The sequence below is a fragment of the Wolbachia endosymbiont (group A) of Clivina fossor genome (assembly GCF_964026865.1).
Classification (GTDB): Bacteria; Pseudomonadota; Alphaproteobacteria; order Rickettsiales; family Anaplasmataceae; genus Wolbachia.
In genome coordinates this window covers 1,671,266-1,686,080 of sequence record NZ_OZ034707.1, presented here as the reverse complement: position 1 = coordinate 1,686,080, position 14,815 = coordinate 1,671,266, and the positions used below count along the sequence as shown (strand labels likewise).

General features: G+C 34.5%; 10 protein-coding genes. 3 read left to right on the top strand and 7 right to left on the bottom strand.

Annotated features, from left to right (window positions below; genetic code table 11):
- The first annotated feature begins 152 nt into the window (after positions 1-152).
- Complete coding sequence (locus AAGD99_RS08430; RefSeq protein WP_341823141.1) at positions 153-1,496, top strand: hypothetical protein; 1,344 nt, start codon at positions 153-155, stop codon at positions 1,494-1,496.
- 9 nt (positions 1,497-1,505) lie between these two features.
- A complete protein-coding gene (locus AAGD99_RS08425) occupies positions 1,506-3,692 on the top strand; it encodes a hypothetical protein (protein WP_341823140.1) in 2,187 nt (728 codons plus the stop codon).
- 820 nt (positions 3,693-4,512) lie between these two features.
- Here AAGD99_RS08425 and AAGD99_RS08420 read toward each other — a convergent pair.
- Positions 4,513-5,685 (bottom strand): hypothetical protein, encoded by a 1,173-nt coding sequence (locus AAGD99_RS08420; protein WP_341823117.1) that lies wholly within the window; start codon positions 5,683-5,685, stop codon positions 4,513-4,515.
- Positions 5,686-6,057: 372 nt separating this feature from the next.
- On the opposite strand from AAGD99_RS08420, the gene AAGD99_RS08415 reads away from it, so the two are divergent.
- Positions 6,058-9,129, top strand: a complete 3,072-nt coding sequence (locus AAGD99_RS08415) for an ankyrin repeat domain-containing protein (protein ID WP_341823118.1) — start codon at positions 6,058-6,060, stop codon at positions 9,127-9,129.
- Between the two features lie 386 nt (positions 9,130-9,515).
- On the opposite strand, the gene AAGD99_RS08410 is transcribed toward AAGD99_RS08415, so the two are convergent.
- The 6 genes from AAGD99_RS08410 to AAGD99_RS08385 form a co-directional block, all read right to left on the bottom strand.
- Positions 9,516-11,000: a recombinase family protein gene (locus AAGD99_RS08410; protein WP_341823119.1), complete on the bottom strand. Its 1,485-nt coding sequence runs from the start codon at positions 10,998-11,000 to the stop codon at positions 9,516-9,518.
- 2 nt (positions 11,001-11,002) lie between these two features.
- Entirely contained in the window at positions 11,003-11,440 is a 438-nt protein-coding gene (locus AAGD99_RS08405) for a DUF2924 domain-containing protein (protein WP_341823120.1), read from the bottom strand.
- A gap of 13 nt (positions 11,441-11,453) precedes the next feature.
- Entirely contained in the window at positions 11,454-11,927 is a 474-nt protein-coding gene (locus AAGD99_RS08400) for an ankyrin repeat domain-containing protein (protein ID WP_341823121.1), read from the bottom strand.
- 38 nt (positions 11,928-11,965) lie between these two features.
- Positions 11,966-12,685 (bottom strand): ankyrin repeat domain-containing protein, encoded by a 720-nt coding sequence (locus tag AAGD99_RS08395; protein ID WP_341823122.1) that lies wholly within the window; start codon positions 12,683-12,685, stop codon positions 11,966-11,968.
- 168 nt (positions 12,686-12,853) lie between these two features.
- Positions 12,854-14,014, bottom strand: a complete 1,161-nt coding sequence (locus AAGD99_RS08390) for a phage tail protein (protein WP_341823123.1) — start codon at positions 14,012-14,014, stop codon at positions 12,854-12,856.
- A complete protein-coding gene (locus tag AAGD99_RS08385; protein ID WP_341823124.1) occupies positions 14,014-14,814 on the bottom strand; it encodes a baseplate J/gp47 family protein in 801 nt (266 codons plus the stop codon). Before AAGD99_RS08385 ends, AAGD99_RS08390 begins: the two co-directional genes overlap by 1 nt.
- Between the last annotated feature and the right edge of the window lies 1 nt (position 14,815).

Below are 14,815 nucleotides of genomic sequence, written 5' to 3'. Positions count from 1 at the left end.
TTTCTCACCAATTCTACGTATCAGTTAAATGCATAATATCTAAATATAGAAAATGTTTTTCATAAAATTTTTCTTGTCCTTGATAAGTTTAGTGTTGATATTTGATTCTAATTTTTGCATAATGCAGTAAGTATTTTTATATGGAGAGTGCAATGCCAAGAAAAACAGATCGTCATGCTACAGTGCTTAAAAAATTACAGGGTGTTATAAAATATGCAGATTCTAAAATTGCTGCTGGAAAGCGTTTAGCTATTGAAAGATGGGTAAAAACCTATACTAGGCAAGTGAAACATCTCGAAGACAGCAAATTAGAATTCTTATGCAACATATTTCGCGATGAAAATTGTTGGTCAGGTACTAGATTGAACAACACAATTTTAGGACAGAGGTTTACTGAAGAAAAATCAGGTGAAATAGAGAACCCGCTTTCGAGATATGACATGGCATGTAGGTATTGTCTGGTAGATAAGATTCATCCTCTCTTTCAAGAGCAATTTGCATCTTACAAGGATAGTTTTCCTTCTGATGCAGTTGATGGTGACAGCAATCCAATAACTGACAGATACATGAGAGACTCATTACTAGAATATATGAAGAGTCAGGATCCTGTATTCAGTTTTTGGATCAATAAAGAGTCTGGAGAATTAGAGCAACATGATAATGCGGTAGATGGTTTTGAGAGAGCTGTAAAATTTAAGTGGAGCGAAGGAGTAGAATATTTTTGTAACCGTTTGAAAAGAGAAGATAAAGATAAGAAGATTACTGAAACAATTATTGCTTTATCCTCTGCTCAATGTAACCAAAATAGTGCTGTCATTCTAGATTTTTGTGTGCGTAACATAGGTGATAAAAATGCCCTGCTAGATAAATTATCACAGGAAGATGAGGGAATATACTCACTTCTTAACCCATTGATACGTTGGGGGTTTGTTGATACAGTTGAGGATGTTGTTGAAAATTTGACTCTTGAACAAACTGTAATACCAGCAAATAAAATACTTTCAAGCCAAAATTACTCACTTCTTCTTTTTTCTATTTCAAAGGTCATGTTACAAAATCCTGGTCTAGAAATTAGAAAGATGATAATAAATCTCTGGAAGTGTGATCGCTTTGATCAGCATAAAAGAGCTGCTGTTGTTTCTGATATATCAATACAAGATACTCTTGCAGCGTTAGTTGTTGATTGGAAACACGATGATGATAAAGGTGATTCTGGAAAGAGAGAAGAAATATTAGAAATTTTATTGTTTGCTAAAAAGTGTTGCTCACCTAAAGATTTTTCATCTTTTAAGGACTGTATAGTTGAAAATTTAAAAATGGTTGGTAGAAAAGGTATGAAAGAGGGTATTGACTACAGTGAATTAGCAAGAAGATTATTTTCTCAGTTAGAGGGGAAGAAGATGCTCTTATCTCCTGAGGTTGTTGCCTATGGTGATCATCCACAGTCCATGTTAGGAACTCCTGGTGTTAGCGGTTTGTCTGGTCACAGTAAATAGAGGTGTTTTATGGATAACAATGACGAAAATATCGGATTAATTAGAAGTCTGTTAAGTGGAGAATGTAGTGATGAAAATTGTGATGATTGTATGGATTGCCATGATTTTATTAAAAGATTTGAATCTTTTTTAGATCAATGCCCATCTTTCTTACATTCCGTAGGTAAAGATCGTTTCTTCCCTGCATTCTTTTTCGGCATGTTTGCCACTGCATTTGATGCTGGTATTTTAAACAATGAAATGGTTTATTTTCGTTTTGATAATTATGATGGGAACAAAAAAGGAAACCTAAAGGTTGCTGTTCTTACTAATGAAGCTGGTGAGCAAGGCAGAAGAATAGTTAAATGTTTCACCATTGCTGATAGGTGGAATAGTGCTGGTTCGAGGTTTAGTGAATGGGAAAGGCTAGAAGTGGAGAGGGAATTTATTGGACAAAACCAACAGTTACAAGGAAATTTGATTTTTATAGAGTACAAGGTGTATGTATGGAGGCAGAATGATGAAGAACCTACAAAATGTGAAGAGTTAGGGAATAGATTTAATGGAAATGATATAGGAAACAGAAATAATAGATTCCAAATCATTACTCCTCATATTGAGCAAAACAACTTACCAAATTTAGCAGGACTTGTGAGTAACAATACAGACAATGTAGAGTATTTAACGGGACAGGTTCTTCGGTATATTTTGAATATCCATAATAGATATAAAAATGCATTGAGTTTTTATGGTAAAGAGTCAGATTATCATGGGTTTTTAGCAGGCTTTTTTATGAATTTTAGGTATCAGCATACAGCTAATATTTACCTTGAGCTATTTGTAGGAGGTGGGTATGCAGATATCACTTTTCTTGTACGTGGTCAAGAAAGATTGACAGATTCTGTTCCCATTATTATTGAACTTAAGGCAGGAGCTACTAGAGATAAATATGCTGATAGAGCATTGGAACAAGCTGAAAATTATGTTAGAAAATGTCCTATTTCATCTGTATCTATCTATACTTCATCAGAAAATGCCGTCTGTGTTGGATTGAATTTTGATCTACAACAGCAGCATTTTATGACTAGTGTGGAAAATTTTTTAGAGAGAGGCTTTCCTTTGGTAGAAAGATTGTTTGAAGCTGTAGTAGAAGGAGAGGTTGAAGTTGAAGAAAACGTTAGAGATTATCTACTTTATCCATCTTTTGGTGTACCTGCAGTACCAGGTGCTAGAAGTGGCAGTGATAGGATATTTTCTTATATGAATGGTTTTACTTTTGGAAGTGCTGCATTTGCAAGAGACACTGTATCAATCGGCAGAAGTAGAATAAATGTGACTAAGTATTTGTTTCACTATCATGATGATGATAGGATGCTGGGTCCACGAGGAAGAATTGCACAAGTAAATGTTGGAGATCGTGCTTTAACTATGGTTTTACGTGCATCTTTTACGAAACAGGAGAGAGTTATTGTATTTCATCTCTACCATATGTTGCGTCATCAATTTCCAGATATGGAGTTAGATTTATCACGATGGCCAAATGCTAGAGTTTATGAAGTAATATGTGAGCTAAATCCTGATAGAAGAGCTGAGGATGATCTAGGTATAACTGTTGGTGTAAGACTATTTCAATCACCTCATAATTATCTGAGAAATAGAGGTACTTTTATTGGTCAACTTGTACCAGTATTAAGTGCTAGAAATGTATATGATATTTCTAATATGGTTATGGAAGATGATTGGCAAAATATAGATAGGCATAATCAACTATTTGAAGCCATTTCTAGAGTGCTAATTCCATTAAAGAATGCAATAAATGTGAATAGTGAGGCCAGATTTCATTCTATATTGCATGGGATATTTTATGCTTGTGATAATCCTGCTAGAGTGCTTATTGAATACCAAGTGGGAAGAGGAAAGAAGTTAGATCTTTTGTTATTAAGACCTATAGAGCACGGTCGAAATACTCATCCAATTGGAGAAGAATTGAAATTTGCTCGTAATGAAGGAGAGGTACAGCAGAAAATGAATGAAGGAGAAGAACAGTCAGCAGGATATATGAGTCAGAGAGGGTATAAGCGTGTTACTGATGGGAATGAGATAGTTTTATCTTGTGCTGTATTCAATAATGATGCAGAACTGCCAAATACTCTTATATCTCTTCCAGAAACTCTTCAGGTATATAATCAACTGGATCATAGTTCTATACGAAGATAATTAGTGTCTACTCAGTGGCTCGTAGAAAATGGCTAAACAGCAAAGTTGTTAGGATAAAAATAAGTTAAATATAGTGTGATTTGGCTGTTTTTTTTGATCTCCTATATAGTGCAAAGCAAAAAATGGATTACTTAAGCTTTTTAAGTTGTATTTTGGCTGTATTACTAACAGATACATTTTCTCTACCATGCTCCTATTAGATACCAAAAAAGATCTATTTTTACTATAAATTTATTCTGATTTTTTATCATTTCCAAATGAATTATTATTAATTTATCAAAAAATTAAGTTAATAACTTAAATAAAACAACCATTTCCAGCACTCAAAACCAAGGGCGGTGAGAAGAGTTTGTTTTGGGATGGGATGGTCTACCATGTGATACATACGAACTCTTTATATATGGTAATTCCATTATACACTGAAATCAGCTATATTGGCTCACTTTCGCTAAATTTACATACGAACCAAATTGCCTCATTTTGTTTCAAACAATTTCACGTTTTTATTTACACAACGCTGCTTTTGTTTAATTTGTTCTCACGAAGGTAGGTACTTTTTTGTAATTTTTGGAAAGAGTAAATAATTAAATTTGTTGTGATGCTAAAGTTATACCAAGTTTCATTGGTAATGGAACAAATGAAAAAGAGCTCTTTTTGCCTATAGTTGGGAAGTTAAGCAAGTTTATAACATATCCCATCTGTCTTCCCGATAACGAATGTTGGTATTAGCTACTTCTTTCAAGCGTATTTTATTTACAGAACTGTTGTGTTTTCCATCTGACAGTTTTACCTAACACGCTTTAAAGACTATAAGACTCATTTAGTTGATCAGAGCTTGAGCGATATCTTTATAATTAAAAGCTTTACATCCAATAGGATCATTTTCCTTTTTAGCACTATAGTAGTTTCTAACGCCATGGCTTAACTGCTTGGAATAATCAAAACTAAATGCTCCATCATCAAATGATTCTTCCTTTAGATTCCTAAACCAGTGTTTTATTTCTTGCTCATGCTCTGGTGGCACTGATGAAGGTTTCTCAGGATGTTGTGCTGTACTATGGCATGATAAACATGAAGATTTTTTATTATCTATTGGACCATTAAGTCTACCCAAATACCCTAAAGAATTTTTTGCCACATCGGGATTTATCCAACATTCTAGTAACCTTTTTCCTATTATATAATCTGCCATAAAATAATTAGGGTCATTACCCCAAGCAATGCCTACTAAATTCATATTCAACCATGGATTTTTGTTATTTATAGTACAATCATAAATAAACGTACCTGCAACCCATCCTGTTTCTTCTGATCTCTTATCTTTGACTAAAAAATCAATTTGAAATAATCTCAGTTGCTTAAGTACTTTTGGAGTTCCTTTCTCAGATTGATTAATATAGCCAGTCCAAGTGATACTGTTTTTAAGAGTTGGAATATCATCCTGCGTTGCTTCTGTAAATACTAATTTTGCACTTACCGTACCATCTAAGAATTTACCTTTAGTAATATCAGGATTGTCTATATCTTGCCATACCTGTCCATACGTATATGCTCCTTGCTCATTAACAATAGAAATTGCCCAATTCTGTAGCATAGACTTTTGACCGCTGTGCAATTCACCAGACTTAAAGGATCTTTCTCTCGTTAAACCATTAACAAATTCTCTACCATTCACCCCATAATGCATCCACAGTGCATGATACCAATTAGCAGTCTTATCACAATGTAAATCAAAATCATAATCAATATTCCCATCATATATATACTTTAAAATTGTATAAGCGTATTTTTGTGGTTCCTCTTTAAATGATATATGTTCCCATGGTCTTTCTTTATTACTAATTTCAGTCGGATAATCAGTCTTAATTCTAAAAACCTTGCCATTATAACCTGAAGGCATCTTATCACATGAAGATATAGCTGTTTTATCAGCATACACAATACTACCGTTTAGTATTAAAAGTAATGAGATTAGTAAGTTCCAAGCTTGCATTTTAACCTTATATAATGCTTCTAACTTTTGCTAAAACTAGATCTTTGCGTAGGTGTTGTTCCTTTACAAATTATTTACGAACCATGCCTTAAATTAACTATTATTATAATAATAGTAAACTAGAAATTTTTTTATGTAAGTCTAGCTTTGTTGCACAATCGCTTACAGATAAGTAAAAGGAACTCATGTAGCAAGTCCAAAAGAAGGCGAATTCATAGAAAATCACAGCGTCAAGTTGAAGAAAAGCGTGTACAGAAGGGATATAAGTTCTCTTCTTAATATGCAGAGTATCTTAGTGAAAAATTATGCTTGTATTAGTTTTACTTACGCTGCATACTACATGCAACATGTTTTTATAGGCTAGAGGTAAATATGTCAATCAGCAGTTTTGAAACATTTAGTAAGGTTATCAGCAAGGAAAGAAGTTCAGAAACAAACGAAGCTGATTATTTATTGGAAGATGCATCAAAAAACCTAGAGAAAGAGCAAGTAGATAATGAGTATGAATTAATTAAAAAGAAATTATTCCCTCATTACTACTATTCACCACTCCCTGCATGCTCTTTATTTGATGACTTAACGAGTATATGGTTTTTTAACGCAACTTTGACAGAAAGTCAAGAGGAGTTAAATGAAGAACTATTAAGCATTCTCAATGTCTACCTATCTCTTTCTGCTTATGAAAGCGAGGGTTATATTGTAAGACTTAAGAAGTTTTTAAAAAACAATAGGGGTAACCCAGATCTAAAGTCTGTTCTTAACCTCAGAAGAGGAGAATCTGGCTTTACAGTATTACATGCGGTATCGAGTATAGCTCGGGAAGGCAAAGAGCATGATTCTATTGTGGGTTTACTCTTAAGTGCAGGAGCCGATCCTAATGTAAAAGATGACAAGGGAAAGACACCCTTACATTCCGCTAGTGGTCCTTGTAGTGTAGCTTCTCTCCTAAAAAAAGGAGCAGATCCCAATTTACAGGATAGTGAAGGGAGAACGCCTTTGCATTATGTTGTTATTAATGATGATTATAGTGATGAAAGTACAGATTTACTCCTAAAGAGCGGAGCTAATCCCAATATGCAAGATAGTGAAGGGAAAACACCTTTGCACCATATTGCTGAATTTGGTATGCATGACGAGTGGGCAGATAACAAAGTAGATTTACTCCTAAAGAACAAAGCTGATCCCGATATACGTGACAAGCAGAAAAAGACTGCGTTACAGGTTGCAATCGATAATCATCACTATGAGATTGAAAAGTGCTTTCTGCCTGACAATCAAAAGAGATTGAGGGAAGAGTTAAATCATATTTTTAGTGAGAACTACTATCATCTTCAGTGCAAAGATTATTCGGATCGCATTGTTAAACTTACTAATGATCTAAAAGAGTTTTTTAGTAAGCACAAAAATGACCAAGATTTAAAGACCGTTTTAAAGATTCGAGGGAGTGGAGGAGCATCTGAGGCACTTGAATACCTAAGAAATATTTTTCTTGGTTATAAAGGCATTACTAAAGTAGAAAACTTACTTTTGGAAGCAGGAGCAAGTGATTCAAAGGAGTTAGGTTATATCAGGGAAGAATGCTTTCCAGAATTTGGGGTTTTAGGGAGCAAATTAATACCAAGTCAGCGGAGAAAGTTGAGTACGTTTTTAGGTAAAGTATCTGAGGTTAAAAATATAGATCAACTGGAAAAAGTTGTAAACGAAGCTATAGAGTCCGGAGTGAGGTTTAATTTTTCTATACGGTCCTCTCAAAGTAGAGAAGTATATAATTTTACAGATCACGTAATAAAAAAGATTAGTAAATTAGGAAAGAATCCTAAAGTTGCTAGTGGTATAATATGTAAGTTAATATCAAGGGGAGCAGTATTATATAACGCAAGTAGTATGGACGTAATTAACAAACTCGAATCAGAATTTGAAGACCACAAAATTAATACGAAAGAAGCTTATGCAGATTATAGGAGTTGTGTCCTAGAATTCATGGAAATTGCTAAAAGTGCAGCTACTGGTGAGGTAAAAGATGCAAAACTGGATAACTCTACTCTTTACTTAGAATACTCGGAAAACAGCATAATAGACATTGCAAAGATCACAAATGGGAAGTTAGGGCTAACCCAGGAAAGTATAGAATGTGGAAGAGATGTAATAAAGATCGGTAAAAGTGAAGTAGAAATTACAACAGAAAATGGCATAAGAAATTACACAGATCTTGCAGAAGGTAGTGATATAGTATTAACTTTCTATACTAGTTTGGGAAAGATAGACGTTAGACTGTATCCTGACGTACAAGATAAAAGCAAAATTATAGTAAAGGTGAATAATAAAGAAGAAGTATTGAAAAAATTCAAGGATCATGAAGAAGAGCTAGGCGAGGATTGTGAACTTGGTAATTGTTGTGTCTACGATGCTATTGAACAGGGATATTTTGAAAGGTCTGGAAAATTGATGCATCCTGAAGTAATAAGCGAGTCTAACAACAAATGGACAGGATGTGAAGAGTTAAGAAGGGATTCTATGGAGGAAATTGCTAGAAGGCATAAGTTATTACAAGATTTACGTAATATTGAATCTAGTATTGTTAAAAAGGAGAAGAGCTTTGACATAAAAACTCATCTGATAGATATCTTTAAAACTCTATCTAGGTTATCTGAAGAAAAAGAGAATATTTCTAAAATAGATTTAGTTAACGCGGCAGAAAGAGAGAGTAAAAGATTAGGACTAGAAGGTAGATACAATTGGAATGGGATTTTTAATTTAGAGAAAGAAGATACTGAAAAGGCAGAAAAACAAGGTGATAAAGAGCAAAAATCAAACGTACCTAATGACTTCTATTTAGGGCACGCAATCAATAATGGAAGCTGTTTTTTTGATTCATTCAGGCAAAGTCTAGAACAACAGAAGGGAATCAAAGTTACTGTAGAGCAGTTAAGGAATGAGTGTAAGAGATTTGCGCAAGACAATCCTCCAGAGTGGTTTATAAGTAAAATTGGCAATGACTTTGATGAGGTTGAAGGTGAGTTCGTAAATCGTGGAATTACGTGTAACCAATATATCAATAGCATTGGAAAGAATGAATTTTGGGGACGTTCCGATATCGAGGGCAGAGTACTTTGTGGTAAGTATGGTGTGAAATTGCATGTTGCAGAGAGTAACTCATTGCACACTACTGATAAGCAACAAGATCCGTTCTTGCATCAGTTAATAGATAGCTCAGGATCAAAAGCAGGTAAGATAGATTGTAATCACAATAGTGTCTTACATATGGTAAATGGAGGCCATGATCATTTTCAACCCCTACTTTATAGAAATAAGGTCTTGGCAAAACAAACGCAAGAACAAAAAGATTCCTTATGCTATTCAAGCTTGCCAAGCTATAGTATGGATGAGTTAAAGATAGAAAAAGCATCTCATCAACATAAGGCACTGCTTGTAAGTAGACCATAGCTTTGTATATGACTTGTTACACAGCAATGATGGAGGAAGTTTATTTAGTAAGTTAAGGAAGAAATTATTTTATTTAAAAAGTTTACTTAATGCTTATGAATTTTCAAGTACACTTTCAGATTCAAGGAGGCTATAGATTGCTCCACATGTACTACTTTCTGGAGTTGTGTGCTGGGGTTTAGAGTATTGCCTTTTTTGATGTTTACAGAATTTTTCTTCAAATCCACTATTAAAATATGCAGCTAAAATTGGATACATTTTCTATCACTGTTGTATCCAATATGCTAAAATCTTCATCACCTATATTGATTTGCTCTTCTACATCAATCTCAACATCTTTTGGCATAGCCCTTTTTAGCAGCTCCTTCTGGCACATACTGTTGCTTTTATAAATTAAGACCATAAAACTTCTCTAATTGCTCACTCCACAGCATCGGTATTTCTTTTAAATCAACTAATTTCAAATCTCTCGGTTGTCTCCCATTTACTATGTCTTCTTTAATCTTCGGAGCTAAATAATTCAGCCTTAAAATTTGCTGTATACGTCTTGTATCTATATTAATTTTTGCACTCAGCTCTTTTATATTTGCATATTTTCCCTCTTCTAGTTGCCGTTTCCACAGATGGGCTCTTACCACTGCTTTCAGTAGCGCATTGTTTGTTTTTCCTTCTGGCTCTACTACTGTGCATTTGTTTCCTTTCTTTTTTATTGGTATAAATTTTTCCTCTGATTCAGAATGCACCTCTATTCCATCCTCTCTCACCATTACTCCCTTTATTAACTTTTTCACTACTTCTTTTTGCTTTCCAAAACTTAAATTTTTCCACTCTTCCGCTTTTTCTCCCCATTTTTCATATAAATCTTCCGCTTTCTTCATCACTTCTTTTTCCACTTCTCCGGCTACTACTGTTCGGTTTATTGATTCACAATTCTTTCCCCCTAAGTGGTTATTACATACGTAATATCGATATCTCTTATTCTCCTTCTTTGCATACGTCAGCGTCATATTTACACTACAGCTCTTACACCTAATTATTCCTCTAAGCAGAGCTTCCTCATATTTTGCTTTTCTATATGGCTGATTCCTTATCAATTCTTGTGCTTTTTTCCACTTTTCTTCTTCTATTATTGCTTCATGCTTTCCTTTATACTGTTTCTCATAATGCCTGATTTTTCCCATATATATTGGGTTTGTTATTATTCTCCTTACCGTGGCCTTTTTAAAGATATCTGATTTCGTTCTGTAACCTTGATTATTCAATTCTCTTGCCAATTCTGCCATTGATCTCAGCTCCAAATATCTTTCAAATATATGTTTCACTGTTTTTGCTTCTTTCTCATTTATTATTAATTCTTTATCTTTTACATCATATCCAAGCGGCAAAGTTCCTCCCATCCATAGACCTTGTTCTTTTGATGTTGCTATTTTGTTTTTTACTCTCTCTACGATCATTTCTCTTTCTAGTTGTGCTGCTCCTGACAATACCGTTTGTACAAATTTTCCCATTGGCGTATTATTGTCAAATATCTGCGTTACTGCTATAAAATTTACTCGGTGCCTTCTAAAAAATGATGTTACTTCAATGCTGTCTTTTGTTTCTCTTGATAATCTATCTAGCGTATATACTACTACACAATCTACTTCTCCTTTTTTTACATCTTCAAACAATTCCTTTATCGCTGGTCTTTCTAAGTTCTTTCCTGAGAAACCTCCATCGTCGTACCTTTTGGCCAATGCTACCCAGCCTTCTCTGCTCTTTATGTACTTTTCACATGCTACTCGCTGCGCATCAAGACTGTTAAACTTTTGTTCTAGCCCATCCTCATTTGATTTTCTTGTATATATCACACATCTTACTTCTTGTAGCATTTTCAACTTCCATTTTTATCACGCATTCCAAATAATAAAGGTCCGTTGTAACTCATTCCCATTATTTCCCCTGCTACTGCCGACAATGACGTGTAAAACTCTTCTCTGTAGATTAAACCCTTATCTGTTACCATTACCGCGTGAGTCTCTTCCCCTCTCTCTAATATTAGCTCTGTTCCTTCTACTGGCAGTTTGTCACTACTTATTCTCTTTCCCTTCTCTAGCCGATCTGCCAGATACTCTAGTCTTTTTGAACCTTTTCTTGATATTTCTCCATACGCCTCCTCTTGCAACCTATATGCTAATCTTGGTACCAGATATTTCTTTGAGTATCTAGGCGCTTCTTCCCCATATACCTTCTTCCATATTCTCCTCAACTCTACCAACGCTTTTTTCTCTAAATTCATTACTTTCTTTTCTATTTCTACACTTTTTTCCATATCTTTTAGCCTCTCACAATTTCTCAAATAACTTTTCAATTCTGTCTGTTTCTTTCTTCAATATCTTGGTTATCTCTTTGCTATTTTTTGCATAATCCATTGCTGTCATTCCAAATTTATCTGCTTGCTCTATTTCAGCCCCTGCTTTTACTAGCTCCTCCACTATTTCTTTTTCACCTACCATACATGCAAGGTGCAATGGAGTGCATTTATTGCCATACTCTTCAGCATTTACATTTGCTCCTGACTTTATCAATTCTCTCACGGTTTCTAGGCGTTTCTCCGTTACCGCTAGATGCAGTGCTGTATATCCTCTTGCATCTGCTGCATTCACATTCGCTCCTTTTTCGACTAATAACTTCACTGTTTTTGCTTCTACTGCATAATGCAGAGCTGTTCTTTCCTTTTCGTCTCTTGCATAAATACTTTTAAATGAGTTCTCTAATAATTCTTTTACTGATTTATTAAATTTGCCAAGCTTTAACATAATCCACCTCACCTTTTCTTTAAAATCAAGTCCCCTTTTTAAGCCTTTCTTCCTACTACATTTTCTACCTCATCTATCATTTCATTCACTTGGCTCATTATTTTGCTTGCTAAATTTTGACATTCTTCCTTTATTAGTGATTTGTCTCTCTTCCTTATTTCTCCTATCTCTATTATTTTTAGCTCCGGCATATAGCTCCTATCCAACATGTCTGCTATTTCTCCCACTAGCCCCTCTATTCCATAGCACGTCAGTTTTCTACTTTTTGTTATTCCTCCTTTTTCTCTCAAAAATTTACTTGCCTTTTCACTTTCTTTGCTATCACATAGACGATACTTTTCACTTTCCCAGATGTAATACATTGGTGTTGCACCATATTTATTCAGTTGATTAACCTCAGCCCCTGCCTTTACTAGCTCTTTTATTATTTCAACTCCTGCTCCTCCTATTTTGCACGCAGAGTGGAGTGGCGTACATCCACTGACATATTGAGTGGCATTTACTTCTGCTCCCGACCTTAGCAGCACTTTTACATTTTCTAAGCTTTTCGCAAATACTGCACAGTGTAGTGGTGTATAACCATTTTTATCTCTTGCATTTACCTCTGCCCCTTTTTTTATTAATAATCTCACTGTTTTGTAATTGGAGATTTCTACTGCTTGGTGCAATATCGTCTCTCCTTCTTCATTTCTTTTATTAATGTTTTTAAACCCGTTACTTGATACTTCTTTAAAAAACTTACTCTTGCTAAAACTCATTTCATACCTCACAAAATTAGCTTTTCTAGCGTCAGATAAATTTCTTATATTTACCTGCTGCTATTCAAGTCATGTCCTTTTTAGCATGAGAAAGCAAGTCTTTTTCTTTTTATTTCATACACTTTTACCTATTATTAATATAATATATGAGTATCTAAATATAAGTACTTAACTTATTATAGATATTACTTGACTATTTTTCCAACTTCTGTGCAAATGTCGATGTTCATGCCACTTTAGTACTCCTGGGTAAAATACTAAAATGTGCTTTTCTAATTCGTGTATTGAGTCTTTTTGCTCTGAATCTAAATCGTTTTCATACTTAATATTGTGTTCTGCTAAACCATATTTTGTAATCTTCTGATCTGTATAGTTTTCTACTTTGTAGTGGTGAGTAACGCTAAACCTTTCTAAAATTGGCTTATGTTTTAAATTCCAAAATTGTTCAGACAGTTTATCGCTTCCCAATACAAATTTATTCCCTCTTTCCTCTACACTACTAACTGGAAAGCACGCATTTATTTCTCCTAAGTTCCAACTGTCCGATAATACTATCTGCGCTTTAGCAAATTTAATCGATGGTAATAAGCTCTGTGGTAGTGGATATAGTGCTTTTAAATTGTACCACTGATGATTTCTTTCATAGATGCCTTTGTAATCCTTTGTGTGAGGCTCTGTTTCCCCAAGCACTGCTGCATCTAACCGATATATGTCATTACTAAGCGCTTGTTCATAATGGTTGCGTAGATAACTCTCTATAACCTTAATTGATGTACCACTAAATCTGAAAAAATTTACTCTTCCAAATGATAATACTGGTCCATCTTTTTCAATTTTTATCCCTGAGTAATCCGATAACAAACTTCCAAAAAAGCTTTCATCTAAAATAAACCTATCAACGTTGTAGTGATCATTGAAAATCCTCATTAGCCGCGATCTTACGGGTAACGATAGTTTCGCAAGTTCCACAACTGCATCTACAAAAAAGTCATTTGGTACATCTTTTATTCCTATCTGCAATTCAAAAAAGTGCTTGCCAGGTGGTTCTTCGATAATTGTAATGTCTTCTATATTTGCCCATTTTAGTGCTATTTCAAGTGATTCAGGTGTTCCTCGCAGTCTTTGAAATTTTACTCCTTCTACTATAGCTCTTCTTTTATCTTTTACCCAGCGCAGAATTGCCCCCAATTCATATTCCTCAATTAGCCAAGGTAATATTCTTTCTTCTAATCTAAATTTAAACCCTCTTATACAGCCTGGATTAACCTTGTAATCTGTTGCTTCTACTAGCGCTTTTTCCTGTTTTATTGCATTTAGTGGCAGTAACATTAATTCAACTCAATCTTTAAATTTCTCAAATTTGCACATTCATTTCCCAGAACCACAACATCCTCTTTTGGTTCTATTAATTCTACGTTTTCCACCCCTTCCACAAACAAATTCGCTATTATCCACGATCTTGTAACATCCCATCCCAGCCTTCTATTTGCTTCAAACTTCTTGATGAACTGCTTCTTGATTTCTTCCTCTGATATTACAGGACTTATGCTCATTCTGCTGTGAATATCTATTTCCGTAATATTGCAACCAATTACTGTTACTGTATCTGTTAAAACCCTTATATCATCTCTAGTAACCTGCTTTTTTACAATTTCAAGTAGCTCTTCTGACGCTATGCTGGTTGTGGATAATTCTGTGAATAAGATCGAAATTTGTACTTTCCCTGGTATAGGTGATTCTACTAATGCATCCTTTACTCTTCTATCTGCCGAAAGTGCATGATAACGATAATATTCTTTGCTTCCTCCTGTTGACCACCCCTTTATTTTTGCTTTGATTCTTTTTCTAAATCGTTCGTCATCTTCTTCTTTCTGCCTCTCTACTCCACAAAACTCAGCTAAATTATCAAGATCTTCTCCTGTTGCAAACTTAAGTAAATTACCCTTTACAGCTTCGTTTATCCTTTGTCTGAGTAACAACTCTCTCCACGCTGCTACTTCCAGAACCTTCATTGCTGGATCGGATTCTACTAATGCTGAAAAGGTTTCATCTCTACTGACTAGCTCTTCCTTCATTCTCGAAAATATTTCCTCATAGCTTAGTTTTTCAATAATATTAGATGTCTGCATT